Below are 26,492 nucleotides of genomic sequence, written 5' to 3' on the forward strand. Positions count from 1 at the left end.
CCATTAATTAGATGTTTTCAACCTCTTAAGTGAATATAGTATAGGTGTAGCTATAAATAGAGAGGAGTATGTCCCCGAAACCATACCAATTATCAATGGAAGTGCCAATACCTTTACATCCTCAACCCCTACTAAATAAAGAGTTATAACTGCTATAAGAGTAGTCAGCGTCGTAAAGAGAGTTCTTCTCATCGACAGCTTTATACTGTTGTTAATAACTTCACCAAACCCAAGCTTTGGATATATTTTGGTTTCTTCTCGTATCCTGTCAAATATTACAATTGTATCATTGATTGAATATCCCACTATTGTAAGCATTGCTGCAATGAATGAACTGTTTACTGGAAGTCTCAAAACTGAGTATACTGCTAGTGTAACCAATACGTCATGGATCAAAGCAATAACTGCTGCAACTCCAAATTTGAATTGAAATCTGAAGGATATATAAGCGAGCATCAATCCAGAAGCAATAATAACTGAGACAACAGCCCTATCTCTGATTTCCTTGCCCATAAAAGGTCCAAATTTTTGAGTTTGAAAGTTACTTCTATCCATTCCATAAGCCTCAACGAAGCTGTTTACGATATCTGTTGTATCCTTATTGTCTAGATCCTTTGAACTTCTGATTAGCAACTCTGATCTTTCGGATCCTGAGTGAATAATGCTTGCATTTTGATCATATTCATCCATGATTTCCCTTGCTTGCTCCACTGAAACAAACTTACCTACATCAAGCTGGAGCATTGTTCCACCCGTAAAGTCGATTCCATAATTTAAGCCGTTTATTGCAAACATTATAAGTCCAGCTAGAATAACTGATAGAGAGATCGCATAGAATAACTTATAGTTTTTAATAACATTCATCTGAGCATCCCCCTTATACACCGTAAAGTTTTAGATTCTTGCCGCCAGTGATCTTTACCATGAGTCTAAGGACATATTTAGTAAAGAATACTGCAGTTATCATGGATGCAACTATACCAATTGTTAAAGTTACCCCAAAGCCCTTGATTGGGCCTGTTCCATAGAAATATAAAACAGCTCCTGCAATCAACGTGGTTATATTTGAGTCAAGAATAGATCTTAAAGCCCTGTTGAAGCCAGCGTCAATAGAGACTCTTACAGTCTTTCCTACGGATATCTCTTCTCTTATCCTCTCAAATATCAATATATTTGCGTCAACAGCCATGCCAATCGATAGCACTAGGCCAGCTATCCCTGGGAGAGTAAGCTTTGCTCCGATCAATATCATAGCACCTACAACTAATATCACATAAATAGTCAGGGCCATCGAAGCGACAAAACCCGGGACCCGATAAACCAGCAACATAAATGCAATAATTATAGCTAAAGCAATCCCGCCCGCAAGTATACTCCCTTCAAATGCCTCTAATCCAAGTGTAGGACCAATTATAGAGGTTTGAAGCTCCACCATCTCAACGGGGAGAGCACCAGCCCTTATCAATGTGGAAAGATTATTAGCTTCCTCAAGTGTATACATCCCCGTTATTACAGGCTTTCCGTCTTTAATTGGTTCTAGAACCATAGGATTTGAAATCATTTCACCATCTAATATTATATAAATGATTTTGTCCAGAGTTTCTGTTTTTGAAGCAAGCATTGAAGTGGCTTCAAAGAACAGACGCCTGCCTTCCTCATTCAGCTCCAGGGAAACAACTGGTTCATTGACTCCGTATTCATTTGGCTGAAATAGTACTTGTGAGTTTATTACATTCTTTCCTGTGATCACTGTATCGCCATCCGGGTTTTTAAATTCAAGCAAAGCGGTTTTACCGATAAGATCAATTGCTTCATCAGGATCCTGAACTCCGGCAAGCTCTATCCTTATTCTCTTTTCACCCTCAATTGCAATATTTGGTTCAGAAACTCCCAAGCCATCTACACGCTTTCCAATTATCGCTTTGGTTTCCTCCATCATTGCTGCAAGCTCGGAACCAGTTGCATCTGTATTGGCTTCGAGTACAACATAAACACCTCCTGCTAGATCAAGTCCCAACTCTATGGAATCCTTTGCACTTTTTATGGTCTTGTCACCAAGGACTAAACCATTCATCCCAATATATCCTGCAAATACTACGATAATAATGATAGCAGCAACGATTGAAATGCTCTTCGCCCTCATACTATTCCTCCTCACTGAGGCTTGCCTTGATCGACAACGCGCATTCTATTCTTTTCTTTTCCATTTCACAGCCGATCTCATATGGCTTCAAAATATCCCCATGAGCATAGTGGGCGTTTGCATGGCATCCACCGCTGCAATAGAACCTAGCCCAGCACTCTCTGCATTCCTTTTTAGTATACACATTAACCTTCTTGAAGCGCTCTCTAAGTTTGGTATTGGTTATACCTGAATCAAGTTCTCCAAGTAAAAACTCCCTCTCGCCAACAAACTGATGGCAAGGATAAATCTCACCTTCGGGTGTCACGGCGATGTACTCACTTCCAGCTCCACAACCAACAGCTCTTTTGATTACACAGGGCCCTTGGTCCAGATCTATCATGAAATGGAAAAACATAAAATCAGTATCTTTTCTCTTCAATTCTATATACTGTTTTGAAAAGCTCTCATACTCCTTAAGGACTTCCTCCAGGTGTTCAGTTCTGAGAGCATAATCCATTTCATCTGGTGCTACGACGGGCTCGATGGATATCTTTCTAAAACCATCATTATAGAACTCGAGGGCATCCTTTCCAAAATCAGTATTCTTGTTTGTAAAGGTTCCTCTGACATAATAATCCTTGTCTCCTCTCAATTCAACCATACGCTTGATTTTAGGCAGGATGACGTCATAGCTGCCATCACCTGAGACCGTAAGCCTCATTTCATCATTTATTTGCTTTCTGCCATCAAGACTTAATACTACATTTTCCATATTATTATTTATAAAATCCATCTTATCTTCGTCAAGAAGGACTCCGTTGGTGGTTATTGTAAACCTGAAGTTCTTATTATAGATTTCTTCAAGTTCTCTGCCATAAGCAACTAGATCCTTAACAACCTGAAAGTTCATCAATGGTTCACCACCAAAGAAATCAACCTCAAGATTTCTTCTTTTACCTGAACTCTTTGCCAGGAACTCGAGTGCCTTTTTCCCCGTCTCAAGACTCATAATCGATCTTTCGCCTTTGAAATTGCCCTGGGAAGCAAAGCAATACTTGCATTTTAGGTTACAGTCATGAGCGACATGCAGGCACATCGCCTTTATAATATTTTCCTTGTTATATTCCAAGCCTCCAAAATCGGATTCCTTTGAATAAAGGATCTCATTATCTACTAGATACCTGATTTCTTCATATGCTTCGATTATTCTTTCAGTCTCAAATCTACCAGCTAGATTTTCAACGACTGCGTCTCTGCTTTGAAGACAATTTTCATCTAGTATATTGTAGACCAGTTCGTCAATTATATGCACAGCACCGCTGTTAACGTCCAAAACCATATAATTTTCGTTTAAATAAAACTTATGTATAAGCTGTGACAACTGTAAGCCTCCTTAATTTTTCTCAAATAAAAAGCAGTGGATAAACCACTACCCCTTATTGCATTACTTGTTTTCGCACTTCTGGTTTCCTACTGTGCATGACGTTTTGCATGCTGACTGGCACGATGTCTGGCACTCTCCGCATCCGCCATAAACAAGACTATCCTTGAGTCTGATTTTGGTCAGTGTCTTGATATGCTTCATATGTATCCTCCTGTTTTAAAGAATGTGCTTTAATGAAGCAATTATACCACAGACTAGATGCATAATAAAGGAATTTTTAGCACTTAAAAAAGAAGAACTTCCATCTCTGGAAGTCATTCTAATTATTCTTCTGTAGTCTCTTCTTCCTGCTTCGTAATTTTTGATCCATTTGATTTTACAACAGAACCAACTGCCCATCTGGTTATGTCCAGCTTCGTTTTGGTAGATCCGATTTCAAGAGTAACATAATCATCTTTTAACTTAATGATCTTACCCATGATACCGCCTATTGTGATTACTTCGTCTCCAACACGCAGGCTGCTTCTCATTTCCTTAATCTCTTTTTCTTTCTTCCTCTGAGGTCTAATTGCGAAAAAGTAGAAAATCACCAGCAAACCTATTGGGAGAATAAATGCTTGCAATTGCTCCATCTACAAATCACTCCTTTTCTATAATATATTATACATGAAAAGCGTTAAAAATCACTCCAATAATTCTGTATAGCCATATTTTTTATAGAACTCATCCTTAAATTCCAGTAATCTGTCTTCCTTGATAGTCTCTCGGATCTTTTCCATAAGGTTTATCAAAAAGTATAGGTTGTGGATCGTTGTAAGTCGTAAGGCAAGTATTTCATCTACATTAAATAAGTGTCTTATATATGCTCTTGAATAATTCCTACATGTATAGCAGTCACACTCTGGATCAAGTGGCCCAAAATCACGGGAATACCTTCCATTCCTGATTACAACCTTTCCATGACTCGTCATAGCAGTACCATTTCGAGCAATCCTGGTCGGTAATACGCAGTCTGCCATATCGATGCCTCTTATAACTGCTTCAAATAGATAATCAGGACTTCCTACACCCATCAGATACCTTGGTTTGTCCTTAGGCAGTAAAGGTACAGTATAATCCAATACCTCACACATCATATCCATGGGCTCGCCTACGCTTAGTCCACCTACAGCATAGCCGCTAAAATCCATTTCAACCAAATCTTTACTGCTTTGCTCCCGCAGGTCTCTATACATTCCCCCCTGTACTATGCCAAAAAGAGCCTGCTTATCCAAATCCTTATGGTGTTCCTTGCATCTTTCCGCCCACCTTGTAGTCCTCTCCATCGACTGCCTAGCATACTCATAGTCAGCAGGGTAAGGAACGCATTCATCAAAACACATCATAATGTCTGATCCTAGTGCATTTTGTATATCTATGGATGTCTCAGGGCTTATAAAGTGTTTTGAACCGTCTATATGTGATCTGAACTCAACACCCTCTTCTTTGATCTTACGAAGTTCTCCAAGACTAAACACCTGAAAACCACCACTGTCAGTCAAAATAGGTCCATGCCAGTTCATAAACCTATGGAGACCTCCTGCTTCTTTAACCAAATCATGTCCTGGCTTAAGATATAGATGATAGGTATTTGACAATATTATCTTTGCACCCAGATCCGTGAGCTCCTCAGGAGTCATTGTTTTAACGGTAGCTCTCGTTCCTACAGGCATAAAAACCGGCGTCTCGATTTCCCCATGAGGAGTAACTATTTTACCAAGCCTTGCCTTACTTTCCTTTGATTCCTTTATCAGTTCATATTTTAATGCCATCAGAATCCTCCATTACTTTATCAGCATGGCATCGCCAAAGCTGAAAAATCTGTAACTCTCTTTTATTGCCTCGTAGTATGCAGACAACATTAATTCCTTTGAACCAAATGCGCTTACCAGCATGAGTAAGGTTGATTCAGGAAGGTGAAAATTTGTTAACATGGCGTCTACGGCTTTAAATTTATAACCCGGATATATAAAGATATCCGTCCAGCCGCTGGAGGATTTTATCAAACCATTTTCATCTGCAGCGGTCTCAAGGGTCCTAGTACTGGTAGTGCCTACAGCAATCACCTTAGAACCTCTTTGTTTAGCTCTATTTATCTCCTCTGCTGTTACTTCACTGATTTCGTAATACTCTGAATGCATAATATGCTGATTGATATCTTCGACCTTGACAGGTCTGAATGTACCTAATCCAACATGCAATGTCAAATAAAGAGTTTGCACACCCTTCTTTCGTATCTTGTCAAGAAGCATTTCATCAAAGTGTAAACCTGCGGTAGGTGCAGCTGCGGACCCATTGTTCTTTGAATAGACAGTTTGGTATCTTTCGGAATCCTCCAATCTCTCAGTGATATATGGCGGTAGTGGCATTTCGCCAAGTTTATCGAGTACTTCCTCAAATATCCCGTCAAACTTGAATTCTATGTGTCTGGTCCCATCATCTCCAAGACCCTTTACTATCCCAGTGAGGAGTCCATTGCCATATTCGATCCTTCCCCCGGGCTTCATTTTTTTTCCAGGCCTTACCAGACACTCCCATACACTTCCCGATACTCTTTTTAGGAGAAGTGTTTCAATTTTTTCTTCTTTCCCTTGTCTGTTTCCAAATAATCTTGCAGGAATGACTCTCGAGTCATTCATAACCAGAACATCGCCTGCATTGAGCTCATCCAGCAGCTCTGAAAATATCCTGTGCTTCATTTCACGGGTTTCCCTGTCCAAAACCAATAATCTTGAGGATGTCCTGCTTTCCAATGGATGCTGAGCAATCAGCTCCTTTGGAAGATCATAATAAAAATCGCTAGTTTTCATTCTCTACTTCCTATCTATAAAATATTGTTAATTCAATGTTCTTGTAATAGTATTTCAATATTTCTTCAAATGTGTATCCTTGTTTTGCCATTTCAATTGCACCGTATTGACTCATACCAACTCCGTGACCAAATCCTTTGCCGGAAATCAGGTATTCATCATCCATAACTACTTGCACATTCTTTATTCCGTATGTTTTTTGGCCAGAAGTTCCAATAGCAGTTAATTCGAAAATATTTACTGTTTCACCGTTTTTACCTATAACAGCAAAACCCCCTCTTGTAACCTCAAGTTCAGTTGTCCTTCTGGAATCTGCAGCATATAAAACACTTGAATCAGAAGCTGTCTCATCCCCAAGATAAAAAAGAGTGCTCTTTATAGCCATCGCCCCCATCATCGTCCTGAACTGAGCCCCTGTAATCTCTATAGTATCTTTTGAACCAATGACCTCCATTAATGTCACTCTACCAGACTCAGACCTTTCTTTAATAGAGATTCCGTCCACCCTGCCGATGTCATGGCCAGCGGCTTCCAGCTTATTTTCTATCTCATTAGATGATAATACGGTTGACCATGATGAATTTGGACCATTTGCAGAAAAAGGGTCAGGAACAGCTCTCAAATATGGTATAGCAGTAACCCATACCTTTTCACTGTTTTCAGTATGACCTCCTGATGATGAATGGTATACGGTATTTGCTGGTAATCCGTTGTAGGTCGCTACCAAACCGAATGTATCATCTACTGACGTATTCGTATTTAGGTGTTCAGAACCTATGCCGCCATATGCTTGGCAGTGGGTCGTGTCGCATAGGTTATAGCCTTCCGCAGCATGTTTTTTCAAACTGTTGTATACAAAGCTTCTAGCTGCAACAGCCTGGGCTTTCAATGCCTCCTGAGAACTTAATGGCGGGATCTCCTTAGGTACAACACCATAAAGGTAGTTTTCCACATCCACATGATTAATTAAGACCAAACCAGATGCTCCGGTAATAAAACCTATGTATCCTCTGTAAGCAGTCCCTGCTGCCGAGATAGACTCCCCTTCTGTTCCAAGAACAAGTGAGCCGTCTGCCGGGATAGTCGTTATATAGCTGTTGGAAGCATCAAAAATATCAAGGCTTTTGGAATCGGTAAAGTTAATGCTTACGAAAATCCGATCCGAATCAATATTCATAAGTCTATATACCTTATCATCCTTTTTAACAAGCTCAAATCCTTCTTTGGCACTGAGCAAGACCCGATCGAGTATAGCGTAGGTTTTACCTACCCTAACGTCGATATAGTCTACGTCTTCTGCTAAAGCATATGAGCTGGGAATTGCCAATAATAATGCAGTTATCAACAATGTTGCAGAAATCATACTTCTCATAAAATATCCTCCCGGATTAACCTTCCAAGTCTCTAGTATAAGGCCTGTTGAAGTGATTATATGCCTTTTCAGTGGCTACCCTGCCCCTTGGCGTCCTTATCAAAAACCCGATTTGCAGAAGATATGGTTCGTATACGTCTTCAATAGTTCCACGTTCCTCTCCAGTTGAAGCTGAAATGGTATCGATACCAACAGGGCCTCCCCTGAAATTATCGATCATTGAAAGAATCAATTTTCTGTCGACTGCGTCCAGTCCTAATTTATCCACTTCTAAGACTTCAAGTCCACGCTTGGCTATCTCCTCAGTAATTACTCCATCCTCTACAACCTGTGCATAATCCCTGACTCTTTTCAACAATCTATTAGCAATTCGAGGTGTTCCTCTTGACCGTTTGGCAATCTCGTATGCCCCCATTGGGTCAATATCTATGCCTAAAATCCTGGAGGATCTTGTAACTATCTCTGTCAAGCTCTCAATGTCGTACAGGTCGAGATTCAGCATTACACCAAATCTATCTCTCAATGGAGATGTCAATAAGCCTGCCCTTGTTGTCGCACCAATTAGAGTAAACTTTGAAAGATCCAGCCTAACAGATCGTGCAGAAGGACCCTTCCCAATGATTATATCGAGGGCAAAATCCTCCATTGCAGGATAAAGTACCTCCTCTACCGTTCTGTTTATCCTATGTATCTCGTCAATGAATAAAACATCATCATCAGAAAGGTTCGTCAGTATGCTAGCCAGGTCACCTGGTCTTTCGATAGCTGGTCCTGAAGTAACTCGTATATTTACACCCATTTCGTTCGCAATAATATTTGCAAGAGTAGTTTTCCCTAGTCCTGGCGGACCATAAAGCAATACATGATCTAGAGATTCACTTCTTCCTTTTGCAGCTTGGATAAAAATGCCCAGTTTTTCCTTGGCCTTTTCCTGTCCTATATACTCATTTAGCCATTTTGGCCTTAATGTAGCCTCATTTTCAATGTCATCAATGTTCATATGTCTTGCCACTATCCTATCACGAACGTCATCCATTTCACATTCTCCTTAAAAAGAAAGTTTTCTCAAGCCGGCTTTGATGATATCCTCTACGGTCATATCGTCAGTTTCAACGGTCCTTAGTACCTTCTCGATTTCGTATCTGGAATAACCGAGAGACATAAGGGCTTCAACAGCCTCTTCATATTCACTGGTCAATTTGGGTTCTACAGTATCTATGTCCTCATACGACTTGCCAGCAATCTTGTCCTTTAGCTCCAGTACTATTCTTTCTGCAGTCTTTCTTCCCACACCCTGTCCCTTACACAATGCATTCAAATCCTTAGTAAGTATCGCCCTTTGAAGCTGACCTGGCTTAAGAGCAGAGAGGATCCCACAAGCCACCTTAGGACCAACTTTTGAAACAGTAAGAAGCAGCTTGAAAGCATCCATTTCTTCGGAGGTAGTAAATCCAAAGAGGAACATTCCATCCTCTCTAACTATAAGACTTGTATATAGCTTTTGTGCGTCAGTGGTTCTTGATGAATCTAGAAGTGAATTGGTTGATGTGTTTATTCTGTAGCCTATACCGTTGTTATCAAGAATCAAATAATCTTCTCCAATATGTGCTACTTTACCAATTATATAATCGATCATTTAATCACCTGTCCCAATCATTTCATTTTAAATGAATCCTTGAACTTAAGGGAGCTTCCATGACATATGGCCACTGCCAAAGCATCTGCAGCATCATCGGGTTTTGGTATCTCCCTCAGGTTAAGAAGCAATTTAACCATTTCTTGAACCTGGTGTTTTTCAGCTCTGCCATAACCTACGACAGCTTGTTTGATCTGCAAAGGGGTATACTCATATACTCCGATGTCGTGATCTACTGCAGCCAATATTTCAACTCCTCTTGCATGTCCAACTTTTATTGCTGTCTTAACATTTTTGTTGAAGAAAAGCTCCTCAATTGCCATATCTTCAGGTCTGAAAAATTTTATTATCTCTGAAAGCTCTTTGTAAACAGCCTGAAGTCGAAAAGGAAACAGTACATCTGGACTGGTTTCGATAATGCCATGCTCTAAAGCCTTATAGCTATTCCCTATGCATTCTATAATACCATACCCAACAGTAGCTATCCCTGGATCAACACCAATAATTATCATAAGCTTCTCCTTTTTGCATACCTTGACCTATATATTGTAACATATCCAGACCAAGAATCTGAAATACATTTTAAAACCCTCTGACGATAAAGCCAGAGGGCATTTTGAAGTTATAATTTATGAATGATTACCTATATCTTTTTAACACCCTGTCATTTAATCCATTCCAGTATGCATCCTTGTATAGTCTCATACCATTTCTGTTTATAATTTTTACTACTTCCAGATATATATTTGATAGTTCTTCTGTAGTCAAGAGAGAATCATCCTCGGCAATATGAGTATATTCATCGCTATAATTAATAGTAAGCTGTTTATCAAGGTACTTATTAAGACTGTAAACCTTACCTCGTATTATCTTGTCACAGTATCTCTCAATAAGATTGATGATATGTCCACTAGCCTCCTCCTGTTGTTCCAGAGCAGAGAATACCTCTTCCTTGAAGGTCTCGACATGATCAGGTCCGCTCTCAAAATGAAACAAATATTTCTGATAGTACAATTCATTTATTGGATAGGTCTTAACTGTCAAATCTTCAAGCTTATTCGCCTCTTTAATATTGATAAAACCATTCTTATATCCCTCAAGATAAAGAAGCAGCTCAAGCCTGTTAATATCTTCATGGAGGAGCTCTCCAAGATTTAAGGCTATAAGCTGATTTCCTCTTCTTTCCTTCAGTATTCTGGTGATACTGTTCTTCAAGAATTTAATGGAAACATATTTGGGGAAAATATTTCTTATATTGTCTTCAATATCGTAAAGATTCAAAAGGATATGTATGCTGTTTAAGTCATTCTTAAAGAGAAAGTTATGCTTTAACCCCTCGTAGAGGTCGCAAAATGTGTCGTTAGTCAAAGCCATACAGCAAATCCCCCCTTTGTTGTTCCATTATAAGATGTGTATCACCATTATACTATAAAACCTGGGCCATTTGTATATTAGTTTGTAACCATTTTGTTACAATATTTTAACAAGTAAAAGGATCAGCTCTACAGCTGATCCCATGTATATCTATAGTAAGAATATCCCTTCATCTTCACATCTTTTTATTTCTTCTTCTGACCAAATTGATGCTTGAACTTGTCCTATATGCTTTGCTTGAAGGAAGTACATACAGATCCTTGATTGACCGATTCCTCCGCCTACCGTGTAAGGCAGCTCTCCAGCAAGTAGCTTAGTGTGGTACTCTAAAGCTCTTCTATCCTCGGTACCTGAAATCCTAAGTTGCTTTTCCAAAGCTTGTTCATCAACTCTGATCCCCATGCTTGAAAGCTCAATGGAATCTTGTAAGGCAGGGTTCCAGAATATTATGTCGCCATTTAAGGACCAATCGTCGTAATCAGGTGCCCTGTTATCATGAGGAAGTCCAGATCTTAGTCTTTTACCTATTTGGCTAAGGAATACAGCCCCAAACTCCTTTGCTATTAAGTGTTCTCTTCTCTTAGGCGTCTCGTCAGGGTATCTGTCCTCCAGCTCCTGGCTGCTGATAAAAGTGATTTTATCTGGAAGCTTTTTGAATAGTCTGGTTGGATAAAGTTCGTTTATAAAATCCTCAGTGGATTTAAAAGCCTCATATATCCTTTCAACTGTGTTTACAAGTGTTTCATAGGTTCTATCCTCCTTGAGGATTATCCTTTCCCAATCCCATTGGTCAACGTATATTGAATGTAAGCTGTCAACGTATTCATCAGGTCTAATTGCATTCATGTCCGTATATAACCCCTCTCCGGGCTTAAATTCATACCACTTTAGTGCCATCCTCTTCCACTTCGCAAGAGACTGTACTATTTCAACATCAAGGTCATGCTTTGTAATTCTGAAGGCAACAGCCTTCTCGACGCCATTCAAGTTATCATTTAACCCTGTCTCAGGTCTCACGAATAGAGGTGCTGAAACTCTTGTCAGATTTAACTGCTCTGCCAGCTTTCTTTCAAAATAGTCTTTGATCTGCTTGATACCAACTTGTGCTTCTCTTGGTGTAAAACCGTTTACCATCATCATTATACTCACTCCTTCTTTAAATTAAAAAAACCTTCATCCTATAAAAGGACGAAGGGTAAATTCGCGGTACCACCTTAATTAGCTATTAAGCTCTCTCATATCCGTACAGACCTAAATCGATACGTCATAGCTGATAACGGGCTATACCGTCTGAGCCTACTAGATAACACTTTCGGTCAGATACTCAGGGCTGTTCTTCCTTCAAGCTTTCGTACCAGGATCCCACCATTCCCGGTTCTCTTTGACTACGTTCTTAAAGTACTCGTCCCATCACAGTACTAATATTTAATATATGCAAATTATATTAAGCATAACTAGTGTTGTCAAGAAATATTTTAAAACTCTAATGCAAAAGCTTTATGAATATCCTCAGAATAATTTTGAATCGCATCGAGAATGAAATATGAAATCTTAAGGTTCATGGAAAGCGCAAAATCTAGGTCGTTCTTCATTCCAGCTTTGATCGAGTATTCATCTACTACATCCATTATATAGTTTTTAATAGCTATCCTTAAATTCAGGAGGCTCTCATCACTAAAATTCAAGTCGTCAACAGTGATGACATTCTTCTTAAAGCTATGACCGGATGCAAGGTCATTTAGCTTAGATTCATATCTAACGTGCTTTATCATCGAATCTGCGAAAGTCCACCTTCTCGCGTGAGGTAAACAAACATAGTCAGATAGATAATGTGATATGATCCCAATGCTTTTGCTAAGAATATTCACTGCAATTGGGTCCTTTATCCTTCTAAGGTCAACAAAACGGCTAATAAAAATTATCTTCATAATTTCTAAAGCGATATAGTTAAGACTTTCATCCTGGTAATGTCTTATCAATTTGTACTTTGGGACAATATCAGGTGCGACTGAACCCCATAAAAGTTTTTCCTTATTCAGTTTGAAATCATAAATTTTATATATATCTTCATATACCTGGGAGGCAATGATTCTATGAGTATCGGCGAATATTTCAAACACTCCCTTGCAAGAATATTTCAACTTTCTTGATAATATAACAATGAATCTCCAAAGTCAATCGTCCAAATATATTATTACTGTAACATTTATGATTTTCAATGTATTAACTGGATATATTTTTCATATACTCTAAAATCTTCCGTACTGAAAAGAACAAATACAATTTCCTCAATGGTTGAATTTGACTTTGAAAAATCAATCACTGCTTCAAATGCAACCTTAACAGCTTCATCTATTGGATACCCAAAAGCCCCTGTTGAGATCGATGGAAATGCAATTGTCTTAATTCTATATTCATCAGCCAATTTTAATGAATTGAAATATGCATTATATAGAAGCTTTTTTTCTAAAATAGGATCACTTCCGTAGACTGGACCTACAGTATGAATTATATATCTACAGGGTAAGTTCCCAGCGGTAGTAATTCTAGCCTCGCCTGTAGGGCAACCAGCATGCTTTTTGCATTGCTCAAGGATAACGGCTCCACCTTTACTATGTATCGCACCATCAACACCGCCTCCCCCAAGAAGCGAATTATTGGCGGCATTTACTATTGCATCGGTCTTCTCTTCAGTAATATCTCCATGATTAATTCTTATGCTTAAATTATATAACTCCACTATATCCCTCCTCATTTCTGCACCCAATTCCAATTATAAACCACTAAATAACGTATTTCAAATTGTCTCTTATCATCGCATACCGAATTGTTTTATGTTACAATATTTCTATTAGAAAAGGTCGAGGTAATTGCTGTGTATGAATTTCTGACATTATCAACTTTTATTTTAATACTAGCCTTATTTGTTGCTACCGGGAGGTCAATACTGATTGCGTTATCGCTAGGATTGATCCTGTTTGCAATATATGCATTTTCTAAAGGGAACAGCCTCAAGAGAATCGGTTCAATGATTCTTAACGGAATAAAAAGCGCTAAGACTATACTTATCGTATTCGGTTTAATTGGCGTGCTAACTGCGCTTTGGAGAGCAGGAGGCACAATCCCTTATCTGATTTATCACTCCATCCGATTCATCGACCCAGATTTCTTTGTCTTATATGCTTTTCTTTTATGTTCGATGGTATCAGTACTAACTGGCACATCCTTTGGAACAGCCAGCACAATGGGAGTTGTGTGTATGTCTATCGGCCTTGCCCTTGGAATAGATCCATTCTTAACTGGCGGAGCTATCCTTTCTGGGGTATACTTTGGTGACAGATGCTCTGCTATGTCCTCAAGTGCACTCCTGGTAAGCGAGCTTACTCAAACAGATCTTTTCATAAACATAAAGAATATGTTGAAAACATCTGTAATCCCTTTTCTGATTGCTGTAGTAATTTATGCTGTCACAGGTCATATAAATTCTAACGCAATCGTATCGTCAGAATCCGTCACTATATATAGCAATAGCTTTAATCTGTATTGGTGGGTCTCAATACCTGCACTTCTAGTAATAATTTTATCTCTATTCAAGTTCAAGGTGAAGCGCATAATGATCATAAGTATTTGTGCAAGTATTTTCGTCTGTTTTTATGCTCAAAATAAATCAATACCAGAAATAATATCTATCGCAATATTGGGTTACAAAGCTAATGATCCTTCACTTGGTTCCGTAATTAATGGAGGTGGCTTAGTTTCTATGCTAAGGTCAGCATCAATAATCGGTATTTCCTCTTCATATTTTGGTATCTTCAGAAATACAGATCTTCTTTCAGAAATAAAAAGATGGATCAGGAATCTGTCACTGCGTACTACAAGCTTCTTTACCATCTTTCTTTCATCAATCTTAATGAGTGCTATAAGCTGCAATCAAACTCTTTCAACCATGTTGACTTTCGAGCTAAATGACGATCTTGTACCCGACAGATACAAATTAGCCATCTACCTTGAGAATACGGCCATCGTAATTGCTCCTCTTATTCCTTGGAGTATTGCAGGGGCATTTCCCTTAGCAGCAGTCGGTGCACCAACTTCAAGTATACTTTATGCTGTATATCTTTATATTTTACCTCTATATGGATTGCTGACTGAAAGAGACAAACCAAGTTCTTAATATTTGGACTCAATAAGCTTTATAGTATCATAAATTTTTTGATTAACTGGGGTATGGATATTGTGCTTTTTACCATATTCGATCACTGTACCTGCAAACATCTCCACCTCGGATTTAATCCTATGAAGACCATCATGTCTCATAGAAGGCATGCCGTTGGGGTTCAAGGAATCAACAAGCCCAACGTAGAATTCAAGATCTTTTTCACCAATCAAGATACCTTCTTCGCCTGCAAGCTCGATTACTTCTCTCATGGCCTCGATCATCATCGTCCTTTCAGGTCCTTCTTTTTGTATAGTATCAAAGGTCCCCTCATGCATCATAACCACTTGATTAACACCCACATTCAGCATGAATTTACTCCATAATCTGTGCATAACATTTTTTTCAAGTTTATATGGAAAGTCTGTTCTATCAAAAAGCTTTATGAGTTCTTTCAATCGTTTTTTCTTGTTTTGGTCCTCACTGTCGGTTCCAATACATACATAGCCCATATTTGTGTAACTTAGAGTGTGTTTGCTTCTTATTGGATCCATTCCCTCAGCAGTAGCAAACAAGATTTTATCTATACCAAAGGCTTGGCCTAAGATTTTCTCACTCGATATTCCATTCATTAATGAAATTATTGTAGTAGATCCATCTACACAGTCTCTAGCTGTTTCTATGGCATTTTCCAGGTTTGTAGACTTAACAGCGAATATGATCAGTTGAGACTTATTTACAGCTTTTTCTCCAGAGATCACATTGAAGTTATAGCTTTTTCCATTTACAACTCTGTGTCCATAATCAAATATTTCTGATCTCTTATTGTCAACAATAAACTCAACGTTATCACTACCTAGTTTATCATAAAGAAAACTGCCGAAAATGAGGCCTAGTGAACCCATTCCAACTATAGAAACCCTTGTTATTTCCATTTCTAACCATTCCTCTTTTCCAAAATCATATTAACTATGATTATACCATTTTCCATCGATCTGAAAATCATTGAATTCAGATTTTAAATAAAAAATAAGCTCCCGATCATGGAGCTTAAAGTGGTGTACCCAGAGGGATTCGAACCCCCGGCCTACTGGTTCGTAGCCAGTTACTCTATCCAGCTGAGCTATGGGTACATAGGTTATTGGAGCGGGTGAAGGGAATCGAACCCTCGCAACCAGCTTGGAAGGCTGGGGCTCTACCACTGAGCTACACCCGCATTTTAAAAAAATGAAGAAACAATTTTCTTCATTCAAGTTCTTATGGAGCGGAAGACGAGATTCGAACTCGCGACCCTCGCCTTGGCAAGGCGATGCTCTACCACTGAGCCACTCCCGCATATTTATTAAGTTTAATTGGTGGAGGAGAGTGGATTTGAACCACTGAAAGCTTAGCTAACGGATTTACAGTCCGTCCCCTTTGGCCACTCGGGAACTCCTCCATATCTATTCCCTTGTTATGTATCAAACCCTAAAGGACATTTTCTCTTGTCCTGCGGAGCACTTTTGGAGCTGGCGAGAGGAATTGAACCCCCAACCTACTGATTACAAGTCAGTTGCTCTGCCGATTGAGCTACGCCAGCAATAATGCAGTGAATAACTTGTCAGTGAACAGTGAATAGTTATATGGGTCTATCTTTTGAGTCTTTCGTTATTCACTCTTACTTATTCACTATTAGTTGAATTGTGGCGACCTGGAAGGGACTCGAACCCTCGACCTCCAGCGTGACAGGCTGGCATTCTAACCAACTGAACTACCAGGCCAATGATAGTTAATAGCTATTAGTGAATAGTAAATAGTGATCTGGGTCTATCTCTTAAGAGTTTTGTTTTCACTGTTACTTATTCACTGTTACTTATTCACTTGAAATTAGTGGTGGGCACAACAGGGCTCGAACCTGTGACCCCCTGCTTGTAAGGCAGGTGCTCTCCCAACTGAGCTATGCGCCCACTTTTTTTGGTGACCCTACCGGGATTCGAACCCGGGTTACCGCCGTGAAAGGGCGGTGTCTTAACCGCTTGACCATAGGGCCTTGATTACTGTTGGAGTGGTGGAGCGGAGTAAATATGTAATGGTTGCGGGAGCAGGATTTGAACCTACGACCTCCGGGTTATGAGCCCGACGAGCTACCAGACTGCTCCATCCCGCGATATTTTTGCCAGTTGTTCCACCCCAACTTTAATATGGCTCTCAGGGTGGGACTCGAACCCACAACCTACCGGTTAACAGCCGGTTGCTCCGCCATTGAGCTACCTAAGAATACTCCAAGATAGCCTTGCTACCTTTGTAGTCTGGCAACTTCCTACTCTCCCAGGTCGTTTCCAACCAAGTACCATCGGCGTTAAGAGGCTTAACTTCTGTGTTCGGTATGGGTACAGGTGTCTCCCTCTTGCTATCGTCACCAGACGAAAACTAAATCTACTATAGAACAAACACTACTTACTACAATTCACAATTTACAATTCACAGTTCTCAGTTAAGATTCTTCGCTTACGCTCAGAATGACAATCACTATTCACTGTTCACTATTCACTGTTCACTGACTTAGGTCAAGTCCTCGACATATTAGTATCTCTTAGCTTCAAGCATTGCTGCTCTTTCACCTGAGACCTATCTACCAGGTCGTCTTCCTGGTGTCTTACTCACTTTCATGATGGGAAATCTCATCTTGAGGGGGGCTTCGTGCTTAGATGCCTTCAGCACTTATCCCGTCCAAACTTAGCTACTCAGCCATGCCTTTGGCAAGACAACTGATTCACCATAGGTTTGTCCATCCCGGTCCTCTCGTACTAAGGACAGCTCCTCTCAAATTTCCTGCGCCCACGACGGATAGGGACCGAACTGTCTCACGACGTTCTGAACCCAGCTCGCGTGCCTCTTTAATGGGCGAACAGCCCAACCCTTGGGACCTACTTCAGCCCCAGGATGAGACGAGCCGACATCGAGGTGCCAAACACCCCCGTCGATGTGGACTCTTGGGGGGTATAAGCCTGTTATCCCCGGGGTAGCTTTTATCCGTTGAGCGATGGCCCTTCCACGCGGTACCACCGGATCACTAAGTCCAACTTTCGTTCCTGCTCCACTTGTTGGTGTCGCAGTCAAGCTTCCTTCTGCCTTTACACTCTTCGCACGATTTCCGACCGTGCTGAGGAAACCTTTGAGCGCCTCCGTTACTTTTTAGGAGGCGACCGCCCCAGTCAAACTGCCCAACTGACAGTGTCCCCACACCGGGTTCACGGTGCCAGGTTAGAATTTCAGCATCACAAGAGTGGTATCCCAAGGTTGGCTCCACAAATACTGGCGCACTTGCTTCTATGCCTCCCACCTATCCTGTACATGCAATGCCAAAATCCAATGTCAGCCTGCAGTAAAGCTCCACGGGGTCTTTCCGTCCTGTCGCGGGTAACTCGCATCTTCACGAGTACTACAATTTCACCGGATCCTTTGTTGAGACAGTGCCCAAATCGTTACACCTTTCGTGCGGGTCGGAACTTACCCGACAAGGAATTTCGCTACCTTAGGACCGTTATAGTTACGGCCGCCGTTTACTGGGGCTTAAGTTCACACCTTCGAAGTTTCCCTCTAAGCATTCCCCTTAACCTTCCAGCACCGGGCAGGTGTCACCCCCTATACTTCGTCTTTCGACTTAGCAGAGAGTTGTGTTTTTGGTAAACAGTCGCTTGGGCCTTTTCACTGCGGCCACCCAAAGCTTGTATATCGTATGATATCCACTCCAAGTGGCACCCCTTCTCCCGAAGTTACGGGGCTATTTTGCCGAGTTCCTTAACAAAGGTTCTTCCGCTCGTCTTAGGATTCTCTCCTCACCTACCTGTGTCGGTTTGCGGTACGGGTGAAAATATTCTCGATAGTGGCTTTTCTTGGCAGTGTGGAGTCTGCAGCTTCTCTACTTGTTTTTCGATCCCCATCACACCTCAGGATTTCTAAGAAAACGGATTTGCCTGTCTTCTCTCCCTACGTGCTTAGACGTGCTCTTCCAATCGCACGCTCTGCATATCCTCCTGCGTCCCCACTTCTCTATTAACGAATACCTCCAGTACAGGAATCATAACCTGTTGTCCATCACCTACGCTTTTCAGCCTTGGCTTAGGTCCCGACTTACCCTGAGTGGACGAGCCTTCCTCAGGAAACCTTAGGTTTTCGACGGGTGAGATTCTCACTCACCTTTCGCTACTTATGCCAGCATTCTCTCTTGTGTAATGTCCAGCGCTCCTTTCGGTACACCTTCGTCCCTTACACAATGCTCCTCTACCGATGTATTAATACATCCCACAGCTTCGGTATCTGATTTTAGCCCCGGAAATCTTCGGCGCAAGGTCTCTCGACCAGTGAGCTATTACGCACTCTTTAAATGTATGGCTGCTTCTAAGCCAACATCCTGGTTGTCTGTGAAACCTCACATCCTTTACCACTTAATCAGAATTTTGGGACCTTAGCTGGTGATCTGGGCTCTTTCCCTTTTGACTATGAAGCTTATCCCCCACAGTCTGACTCCCAAGCTTATGAGTATGGCATTCGGAGTTTGATAGGTTTTGGTAACACTATGTGCCCCTAGACCATTCAGTGCTCTACCTCCATCTCATTCTCTCTTGAGGCTAGCCCTAAAGCTATTTCGAGGAGAACCAGCTATCTCCGAGTTCGATTGGCTTTTCACCCCTATCCACAGGTCATCCCATAGCTTTTAAACGCTACCGGGTTCGAGCCTCCATTTTATTTTACTAAAACTTCACTCTGCCCATGGATAGGTCACCCGGTTTCGGGTCTATGACATGCAACTATATTCGCCCTGTTAAGACTCGGTTTCCCTACGGCTCCGTAACTTAATTACTTAACCTCGCTGCATATCATAACTCGCTGGCCCGTTCTACAAAAAGTACGCGGTCACACTTTTAACGTGCTTCCACTGCTTGTAAGCATAGGGTTTCAGGTTCTATTTCACTCCCCTCCCGGGGTTCTTTTCGCCTTTCCCTCACGGTACTGTTCACTATCGGTCACCAAGTAGTATTTAGCCTTGGGAGGTGGGCCTCCCTGCTTCCCACGGGATTTCTCGTGTCCCGTGGTACTCTGGAGCACAGCCTGTGAGTATTCCATTTCGTCTACAGGGCTATCACCTTGTTTCGCAAAGCTTCCCAGCTTTCTTCGACTATGGATCACTCAATCTTTTGCTGTGTCCTCAACCCCTGATAAATCAGGTTTGGGCTCTTTCCATTTCGCTCGCCGCTACTTTGAAAATCGATGTTTCTTTCTCTTCCTCAGGGTACTTAGATGTTTCAGTTCCCCTGGTCTACCTCTCATGACTTATTTTATTGGGTCATGAGTACTTGAGGGTTGCTCAAGTGGGTTCCCCCATTCGGATATCTACGGATCGACGTCTATTTGCGACTCCCCGTAGCATTTCGGTGCTTATCCCGTCCTTCTTCGGCTCTTGGTGCCAAGGCATTCGCCCTATGCTCTTAATAACTTGACCTATTTCATGTTTGTTCTTTTTATTAGATTTAGTTTTCAAAGTACAAAATACATTTGCACCTATCAAGACTTTCACCTCGATCGGTGCACAATTGATATTTTATAACAAACAGTGTGAGATACTTATGAATGTATCTTCCTTAGAAAGGAGGTGATCCAGCCGCACCTTCCGATACGGCTACCTTGTTACGACTTCACCCCAGTCATTGCCCCTACCTTCGACAGCTGCCTCCATTGCTGGTTAGCTCACTGGCTTCGGGTATTGACAACTCCCATGGTGTGACGGGCGGTGTGTACAAGACCCGGGAACGCATTCACCGCGGCATTCTGATCCGCGATTACTAGCAACTCCGACTTCATGCAGGCGAGTTGCAGCCTGCAATCCGAACTGGGATCGGCTTTTAGAGATTTGCTTGCCATCGCTGGCTTGCTTCTCGTTGTACCGACCATTGTAGCACGTGTGTAGCCCAGGACATAAAGGGCATGATGATTTGACGTCATCCCCACCTTCCTCCGATTTGTCATCGGCAGTCTCTTTAGAGTGCCCAACTTAATGATGGCAACTAAAGACAAGGGTTGCGCTCGTTGCGGGACTTAACCCAACATCTCACGACACGAGCTGACGACAACCATGCACCACCTGTGTCCGCTGTACCCCGAAGGATAAAGGTCTATCTCTAGACCGGTCAGTGGCATGTCAAGCCCTGGTAAGGTTCTTCGCGTTGCTTCGAATTAAACCACATGCTCCGCTGCTTGTGCGGGTCCCCGTCAATTCCTTTGAGTTTCATACTTGCGTACGTACTCCCCAGGCGGAGTGCTTAATGCGTTAGCTGCGGCACCGAGGTTTGACCCCCAACACCTAGCACTCATCGTTTACGGCGTGGACTACCAGGGTATCTAATCCTGTTTGCTCCCCACGCTTTCGTTCCTCAGCGTCAGTATAAGTCCAGAAAGTCGCCTTCGCCACTGGTATTCCTCCTAATATCTACGCATTTCACCGCTACACTAGGAATTCCACTTTCCTCTCCTTAACTCAAGTCTGACAGTTTCAAATGCTTACGTAGGTTGAGCCTACGCCTTTCACATCTGACTTATCAGACCGCCTGCGAACCCTTTACGCCCAATAATTCCGGACAACGCTCGCCCCCTACGTATTACCGCGGCTGCTGGCACGTAGTTAGCCGGGGCTTCCTCCTTGGGTACCGTCATTATCTTCCCCAAGGACAGAACTTTACAACCCGAAGGCCTTCATCATTCACGCGGCGTCGCTGCATCAGAGTTTCCTCCATTGTGCAATATTCCCCACTGCTGCCTCCCGTAGGAGTCTGGACCGTGTCTCAGTTCCAGTGTGGCCGTTCACCCTCTCAGGCCGGCTACCTATCGAGGCCTTGGTGAGCCGTTACCTCACCAACTAGCTAATAGGACGCGAGACCATCTTTCACCGCTTAATCGCTTTGACTTATCTCTCATGCGAGTGATAAGTATCATAAGGTATTAATCCCAGTTTCCCGAGGCTATCCCTTTGTGAAAGGCAGGTTTCTCACGCGTTACTCACCCGTCCGCCGCTAAGATGATCCTTCGCTTAGTCCGAAAACTTCACTCCGGATCACTTCGCTCGACTTGCATGTGTTAGGCACGCCGCCAGCGTTCGTCCTGAGCCAGGATCAAACTCTCATTTAATAGTTTGACTAGCTCATATTATTTGTTCTTAAAAAATTGAAATCTTTGGTTTCATTCAAAGTTCTCACACTGTTTAGTTATCTAGGTTCACTCACCCCTACTTGAGGTGACTTATTCAGTATACCAAAGCCGTGTATCATTGTCAATCGGTTTTTAGACTTTAATGTGACTTTTTATCAACATTTTATGTCACAGTTTTCTATACGGTTTGGCCTGACAAGTTATTACTATACAAGGTTTCTATTAGCTTGTCAATAAGAATCAGACAAAAATTGTTGAGATAAATGGATTCTAATTCATGTTTCTATTTTCTTACCAATCTGATAGAATAATGACAATAGTAAACAGGAGGTTATCTTATGGATATCAGACAGTTAAAGACCTTTATCGAGGTAGCTAGAGTCAAGAGTTTTTCAAAAGCAGCCGAAGCACTATATTTAACTCAGCCTACGGTTTCAAATCACATACAATCGTTGGAAAAGGAATTTGATACTATTCTTATTAATAGACTTTCAAAGGGGTTGACTCTAACAGATGCTGGGCAACTGCTTTATCAAAATGCTTTAGATATGATCAATACATATGAAACGGCCAGATATCAACTCGACAGCTATAAAGGTAAAATAGAAGGTCATTTGGAGATAAGTGCAAGTTCCGTACCAAGAAAGCACCTCCTGCCTTCTCTTATACACAAATTTCTTGAAAAATATCCGGACGTATCCTTTTCCATTAGTGATAAGGATTCAAAACAAGTCATTGAGGAAATACTAAGTGGAGACACGGATTTTGGATTTGTAGGTGCTCTTTATGATACACGAAATTTAACCTATATACCTGTTATGGAGGATAACCTAGTTCTGATCATGCCTGAGGAATTATTCCCTGAGTACGAGAATTTTATGAGTGTTACTTTAGAAATGATTGTTGACCTCCCATTTATTTTCAGAGAAGAGGGCTCAGGAACCAGAGAATCAGTAAGATTGTCAATGGAAAATAAAGGCTTCGATTTAGATAGGCTAAAAACGGTAGCCTGGATAGAGGATGTGGAGGCAATTAAAAGGATGGTAGCTCTTGGGGTAGGGTTGAGCTTCATATCCGAAAAAGATTTAGATTGTGGAGATGTAGTAGAAGGACGACGCTACAAGATACTAAGAGTGGAAGATCTGGATCTTTCAAGAAAATTCTATCTGGTTCACCATAAATCAAGGCAGCTTTCTCCTATTGGTGAAAGCTTTAAGGCTTCAATAAAAAGCTTGGTCTGAGTCATTGACTCAGACCTATTTTATATTGTGCTTCACAGCAAAAAGTGTTGCCTGTACTCTATCAGAAACTCCTAGTTTTTTAAATATTTGGGTCAGGTGGTTTTTCACCGTCTTTTCACTAATGAATAACTGGTTTGCTATCGTCTTATTGTTTCTACCCGATGCCACAAGGCGCAAAATCTCATATTCCCTCTGAGATAGCTGTTCTACTCTTTCACCTTCAACTTTATCAGAGTTGCTGCATTCTGCTGTTTCCGACAATACCCTTGTGAAATCATCATCTGTATAATTTTTCCCTTTATAGACATCGTTTATCGATCTTATAAGCTTATCTGGAGATGCTGTTTTTAATAGATATCCATCAACTCTTGTTTTGTTTGCCTGTTGATATACTTCTCTGCAAATGTCACTCATTAGAAGAATAACCTTGCCTGCGAAACCTCTTTCTCTAATGATCCTTATACTGTCAAAGCCATTATAATCGCGCTGCTGAGGATCTATGATCAGGATATCAGCATTTGAGGTCACACCTAAGAGGATTATCTCTTCATGATTTGAAGCTTGAGCTACAACTTTTATATTATCCTGTGTTTCAATTATATTTTTTAGCCCGTGTAAACATAGAGGCTGAGAATCAGCAAGCATTACTTTAATAGATCTACCTCTCATTCAAGCCCTCCTTTTTCGTATAATAATCCAATTTCTTAAACAGAGCCGGTTCCAGACCTTTGACTACTTCCATCTGTGCAATAATATCCTTTTCCATTTTAAGCGCTTTCCCGAACAATAATACCTCGAAAGCTTCTCTAGCCCTGTTTATTACAAATTTATCATCTGTTGGCCAACCAAGTTCATCAAGTTCCATAAGAGTCATCATATATGCACCTTCTACCTTGGTCTTATCATAGTCACGTATTAAAAGACCTTCCAGATCAACTCCCTCTATCTGATAATAGTTCTTTTGGTCCTTAGCTTTGTTTAACATGTCTTTTGTATACCCCATTAAACAACCTGTACCAACACATGATCCGCAAATTCCCTCACCCAGGCAGAGGTCGTCTACAGATTCCTTTACCTTTGATGTCTTTTCATACAGTAATTGAGCCGCTTCCTTCAAAGGCAGCTTAATTTGCCCTGACAAGACCATTTTTCTAAAGGAAAATAACATATAAAGCTCGACCAAAGCCAAAATAGCCAGGACTGTTGATGCCATTATAGCACTTATACCTTGGATGCGCAGTCCGACAAATATCTTTTGCAGACCAAAAGCAACAAACACTATTGAGGATGCCGCCTTTAGGGCATTTTCCGGAATCCGTTTCCCTAGTCTGCTTCCTACGAAAATCCCAATTCCACTGGTAGCGATCATGCCTGCAGTAGTACCTAGTAGTATAACTAGTGGAAACAACGCCTCTGCAGAAAGTGCCAGTGCTGTAAGTTGTGTTTTATCACCCAACTCCCCTATGAAAAATGCCAATGCAACAGCCATAACCGGGTTCACAGACCTCTTATTATCCAGTTCATCATCTCCACCTGACCTAAGAGAATTATAACCGAAGAAGATAAACAGGACCCCTGCCAGCAGCTGAATTATATCCAATGGAAGCATAGTACCAAGAAGACTGCCTAAGATTATCGCAAGTCCATGATTTCCTATCACTCCTATTGCTACACCCGCCAAAACCTGTCTTACAGTAAACTGAGTTGCAAATGTCATAGCTATTATCTGTGTTTTGTCTCCCATCTCTGCTATAAATATCAATGATAATGCTTTTGTAAATTCTGTCAGCATATTTATCTCCTCTTGTAAAAAGACCTTTGGCTCAGCCAAAAGTCTTTTAGTATCTCATCCAACATTATGATTATACATCAGGGGTTTTGCATTAACAATCCTTCTTATTAAAAGCCACCCTTCCATCTTTTATGACAATATCGGTATGGTTTATACCAAAATGGTAGATGATGTACTCCAGGTTAGTAGAATCGAATATTACCAAATCAGCCTTTTTCCCAACCTCAATACTTCCAATTTCTCTCTCAAGACCCAATGCAGCAGCTCCATTCATTGTCACAGCCGTAAGAACCTCCTCCGGTGTCATTCTTAAAATCAAGGAAGCAAAGCTCATAACAAGCTGGATATTTTCCGTAGGACAGCTCCCCGGATTGTAGTCAGTTGACACAGCTACTGGCAAACCGTTATCTATCATGAATCTAGCTCTTGCGTGCTTACCTTTCTGAAGATTAAAGCTTGTACCTGGAAGCAGGTTCGCAACGACTCCTGATCCAGCCATTTTTCTGATTCCTTCATCGCTGGCACCGACAAGGTGGTCTGCAGAGATGCATCTCAATTCAGCTGCAAGTTCGGCACCACCAATAGATTCTATCTCGTCTGCGTGTATTTTTGGCTCTAATCCCCATGATCTGCCTGCAAGGAGTATCTTTCTTGATTGGTCAATTGTAAATACTCCATGTTCGCAAAACACATCACAAAATCTAGCAAGCTTTTTCTTGGCAACTGTAGGAATCATCTCTTGGATTATCTTTTGTACAAATCCTTCTGGATCATCCTTGAAGGTCAACGGGACAGCATGTGCTCCCATGAATGTGGAAACAACATCTACAGCATGCTCCTTGTTAAGCCTTTCCGCTACCTCAAGCTGTTTGAGCTCAGTGTCAATATCCTCGATACCATAGCCTGATTTGCCTTCAACAGTCGTAACTCCAAATGACAACATCCTGTCAAGACTGTTTCTGGCCTGTTTATAAAGCTCCTCACTTGACATCGACCTGGTAGCACTCATAGTACTGTAGATCCCTCCCCCAGCACGGAGTATATCCATGTATTTTGCTCCTTTAAGCTTCATAGAAAGCTCATTTTCTCTCGAGCCTCCATGGACGAGATGTGTGTGTGAGTCAATAAGGCCTGGAGTAACAATCTTGCCACCAGCATCTATGATCAGAGTTTTTTCATTAGTTTCAACCTCTTCAGGGAGGTCACCTTCGCCCACGTATATTATCCTGCCACCATTTACAGCTACTACTGCATCTTTTATAATACCGATCTCGCCTTGGTCGCTTCCCCCTCTAGCTCTTTGCGGGCCTTTTAATGTTGCTAATATTCCTATATTCTTAATGATCAAATCAGCTTCCATCGTATACCTCCATCGAATCCA

The 26,492-nt window shown here is 41.3% G+C and carries 21 protein-coding genes, 10 tRNA genes, 3 rRNA genes and 1 other annotated feature; of the genes, 2 read left to right on the plus strand and 32 right to left on the minus strand.

The window, feature by feature from the left end:
- Positions 1–3: 3 nt before the first annotated feature.
- The 15 genes from secF to AC4PHB_RS04935 all read right to left on the minus strand — a co-directional run bounded on the left by secF (position 4) and on the right by AC4PHB_RS04935 (position 13,513).
- Complete coding sequence (gene secF / locus AC4PHB_RS04865) at positions 4–864, minus strand: protein translocase subunit SecF (RefSeq protein ID WP_492137512.1); 861 nt, start codon at positions 862–864, stop codon at positions 4–6.
- A 13-nt stretch (positions 865–877) separates the two neighbouring features.
- On the minus strand, positions 878–2,143 hold the full coding sequence (gene secD, locus AC4PHB_RS04870) for a protein translocase subunit SecD (protein WP_492137513.1): 1,266 nt from the start codon (positions 2,141–2,143) through the stop codon (positions 878–880).
- Position 2,144: 1 nt separating this feature from the next.
- Positions 2,145–3,464 carry a thioether cross-link-forming SCIFF peptide maturase gene (gene scfB / locus AC4PHB_RS04875; protein WP_492137746.1) on the minus strand — a complete coding sequence of 440 codons (1,320 nt, stop codon included), beginning with the start codon at positions 3,462–3,464 and terminating at the stop codon, positions 2,145–2,147.
- A gap of 105 nt (positions 3,465–3,569) precedes the next feature.
- Positions 3,570–3,710, minus strand: a complete 141-nt coding sequence (gene scfA, locus AC4PHB_RS04880) for a six-cysteine ranthipeptide SCIFF (protein WP_492137514.1) — start codon at positions 3,708–3,710, stop codon at positions 3,570–3,572.
- A 122-nt stretch (positions 3,711–3,832) separates the two neighbouring features.
- Complete coding sequence (yajC, locus tag AC4PHB_RS04885) at positions 3,833–4,141, minus strand: preprotein translocase subunit YajC (protein WP_492137515.1); 309 nt, start codon at positions 4,139–4,141, stop codon at positions 3,833–3,835.
- Positions 4,142–4,192: 51 nt separating this feature from the next.
- On the minus strand, positions 4,193–5,320 hold the full coding sequence (tgt, locus tag AC4PHB_RS04890) for a tRNA guanosine(34) transglycosylase Tgt (protein WP_492137516.1): 1,128 nt from the start codon (positions 5,318–5,320) through the stop codon (positions 4,193–4,195).
- A gap of 12 nt (positions 5,321–5,332) precedes the next feature.
- Positions 5,333–6,358: a tRNA preQ1(34) S-adenosylmethionine ribosyltransferase-isomerase QueA gene (gene queA / locus AC4PHB_RS04895; protein WP_492137517.1), complete on the minus strand. Its 1,026-nt coding sequence runs from the start codon at positions 6,356–6,358 to the stop codon at positions 5,333–5,335.
- 10 nt (positions 6,359–6,368) lie between these two features.
- Entirely contained in the window at positions 6,369–7,730 is a 1,362-nt protein-coding gene (locus AC4PHB_RS04900; RefSeq protein ID WP_492137518.1) for a SpoIID/LytB domain-containing protein, read from the minus strand.
- Positions 7,731–7,746: 16 nt separating this feature from the next.
- Positions 7,747–8,766 carry a Holliday junction branch migration DNA helicase RuvB gene (ruvB, locus tag AC4PHB_RS04905; RefSeq protein ID WP_492137519.1) on the minus strand — a complete coding sequence of 340 codons (1,020 nt, stop codon included), beginning with the start codon at positions 8,764–8,766 and terminating at the stop codon, positions 7,747–7,749.
- A gap of 12 nt (positions 8,767–8,778) precedes the next feature.
- Positions 8,779–9,366 carry a Holliday junction branch migration protein RuvA gene (ruvA, locus tag AC4PHB_RS04910; protein WP_492137520.1) on the minus strand — a complete coding sequence of 196 codons (588 nt, stop codon included), beginning with the start codon at positions 9,364–9,366 and terminating at the stop codon, positions 8,779–8,781.
- Between the two features lie 17 nt (positions 9,367–9,383).
- On the minus strand, positions 9,384–9,878 hold the full coding sequence (gene ruvC, locus AC4PHB_RS04915; protein WP_492137521.1) for a crossover junction endodeoxyribonuclease RuvC: 495 nt from the start codon (positions 9,876–9,878) through the stop codon (positions 9,384–9,386).
- A 127-nt stretch (positions 9,879–10,005) separates the two neighbouring features.
- Positions 10,006–10,740: a hypothetical protein gene (locus AC4PHB_RS04920; protein WP_492137522.1), complete on the minus strand. Its 735-nt coding sequence runs from the start codon at positions 10,738–10,740 to the stop codon at positions 10,006–10,008.
- Positions 10,741–10,890: 150 nt separating this feature from the next.
- On the minus strand, positions 10,891–11,880 hold the full coding sequence (asnA, locus tag AC4PHB_RS04925; RefSeq protein ID WP_492137523.1) for an aspartate--ammonia ligase: 990 nt from the start codon (positions 11,878–11,880) through the stop codon (positions 10,891–10,893).
- 41 nt (positions 11,881–11,921) lie between these two features.
- Positions 11,922–12,163: a binding site (T-box leader), on the minus strand.
- Positions 12,164–12,215: 52 nt separating this feature from the next.
- Positions 12,216–12,881: a zinc dependent phospholipase C family protein gene (locus AC4PHB_RS04930; RefSeq protein ID WP_492137524.1), complete on the minus strand. Its 666-nt coding sequence runs from the start codon at positions 12,879–12,881 to the stop codon at positions 12,216–12,218.
- A gap of 74 nt (positions 12,882–12,955) precedes the next feature.
- Positions 12,956–13,513 carry an O-acetyl-ADP-ribose deacetylase gene (locus AC4PHB_RS04935; protein ID WP_492137525.1) on the minus strand — a complete coding sequence of 186 codons (558 nt, stop codon included), beginning with the start codon at positions 13,511–13,513 and terminating at the stop codon, positions 12,956–12,958.
- Between the two features lie 54 nt (positions 13,514–13,567).
- On the opposite strand from AC4PHB_RS04935, the gene AC4PHB_RS04940 reads away from it, so the two are divergent.
- Positions 13,568–14,914: a Na+/H+ antiporter NhaC family protein gene (locus AC4PHB_RS04940; protein ID WP_492137526.1), complete on the plus strand. Its 1,347-nt coding sequence runs from the start codon at positions 13,568–13,570 to the stop codon at positions 14,912–14,914.
- Here the strand turns inward: AC4PHB_RS04940 and AC4PHB_RS04945 are convergent.
- The 14 genes from AC4PHB_RS04945 to AC4PHB_RS05010 form a co-directional block, all read right to left on the minus strand.
- Positions 14,911–15,831, minus strand: coding sequence for a ketopantoate reductase family protein (locus tag AC4PHB_RS04945; RefSeq protein ID WP_492137527.1), 921 nt, complete (start codon positions 15,829–15,831; stop codon positions 14,911–14,913). The genes AC4PHB_RS04940 and AC4PHB_RS04945 overlap by 4 nt on opposite strands.
- 121 nt (positions 15,832–15,952) lie before the next feature.
- Positions 15,953–16,029 (minus strand) — tRNA-Arg (locus AC4PHB_RS04950).
- A gap of 9 nt (positions 16,030–16,038) precedes the next feature.
- Positions 16,039–16,112, minus strand: a tRNA-Gly gene (locus tag AC4PHB_RS04955).
- Positions 16,113–16,156: 44 nt separating this feature from the next.
- Positions 16,157–16,231 (minus strand) — tRNA-Gly (locus AC4PHB_RS04960).
- Between the two features lie 18 nt (positions 16,232–16,249).
- Positions 16,250–16,334: transfer RNA gene (locus AC4PHB_RS04965), tRNA-Tyr, on the minus strand.
- 65 nt (positions 16,335–16,399) lie between these two features.
- A tRNA-Thr gene (locus AC4PHB_RS04970) sits at positions 16,400–16,475 on the minus strand.
- Between the two features lie 104 nt (positions 16,476–16,579).
- Positions 16,580–16,656: transfer RNA gene (locus tag AC4PHB_RS04975), tRNA-Asp, on the minus strand.
- A 110-nt stretch (positions 16,657–16,766) separates the two neighbouring features.
- Positions 16,767–16,842, minus strand: a tRNA-Val gene (locus AC4PHB_RS04980).
- 8 nt (positions 16,843–16,850) lie between these two features.
- Positions 16,851–16,925 (minus strand) — tRNA-Glu (locus AC4PHB_RS04985).
- Between the two features lie 40 nt (positions 16,926–16,965).
- A tRNA-Met gene (locus AC4PHB_RS04990) sits at positions 16,966–17,042 on the minus strand.
- A 35-nt stretch (positions 17,043–17,077) separates the two neighbouring features.
- Positions 17,078–17,152: transfer RNA gene (locus AC4PHB_RS04995), tRNA-Asn, on the minus strand.
- Positions 17,153–17,182: 30 nt separating this feature from the next.
- Positions 17,183–17,299: ribosomal RNA gene (gene rrf, locus AC4PHB_RS05000) — 5S ribosomal RNA — on the minus strand.
- 139 nt (positions 17,300–17,438) lie between these two features.
- Positions 17,439–20,378 (minus strand): 23S ribosomal RNA (locus AC4PHB_RS05005).
- A gap of 143 nt (positions 20,379–20,521) precedes the next feature.
- Positions 20,522–22,057, minus strand: a 16S ribosomal RNA gene (locus tag AC4PHB_RS05010).
- The 16S, 23S and 5S rRNA genes sit together here with 10 tRNA genes alongside, the layout of an rRNA operon.
- A gap of 359 nt (positions 22,058–22,416) precedes the next feature.
- On the opposite strand from AC4PHB_RS05010, the gene AC4PHB_RS05015 reads away from it, so the two are divergent.
- Entirely contained in the window at positions 22,417–23,319 is a 903-nt protein-coding gene (locus AC4PHB_RS05015) for a selenium metabolism-associated LysR family transcriptional regulator (protein WP_492137528.1), read from the plus strand.
- Positions 23,320–23,334: 15 nt separating this feature from the next.
- Here AC4PHB_RS05015 and AC4PHB_RS05020 read toward each other — a convergent pair whose 3' ends face one another.
- The 3 genes from AC4PHB_RS05020 to hutI all read right to left on the minus strand — a co-directional run bounded on the left by AC4PHB_RS05020 (position 23,335) and on the right by hutI (position 26,471).
- Positions 23,335–23,988, minus strand: coding sequence for a LuxR C-terminal-related transcriptional regulator (locus tag AC4PHB_RS05020; RefSeq protein ID WP_492137529.1), 654 nt, complete (start codon positions 23,986–23,988; stop codon positions 23,335–23,337).
- Positions 23,978–25,111, minus strand: a complete 1,134-nt coding sequence (locus AC4PHB_RS05025; protein WP_492137530.1) for a TMEM165/GDT1 family protein — start codon at positions 25,109–25,111, stop codon at positions 23,978–23,980. The genes AC4PHB_RS05020 and AC4PHB_RS05025 overlap by 11 nt, the downstream gene beginning before the upstream one ends.
- A 91-nt stretch (positions 25,112–25,202) precedes the next feature.
- Entirely contained in the window at positions 25,203–26,471 is a 1,269-nt protein-coding gene (gene hutI / locus AC4PHB_RS05030; RefSeq protein WP_492137531.1) for an imidazolonepropionase, read from the minus strand.
- Between the last annotated feature and the right edge of the window lie 21 nt (positions 26,472–26,492).

This window comes from Gudongella sp. QWL-04, from assembly GCF_058683975.1.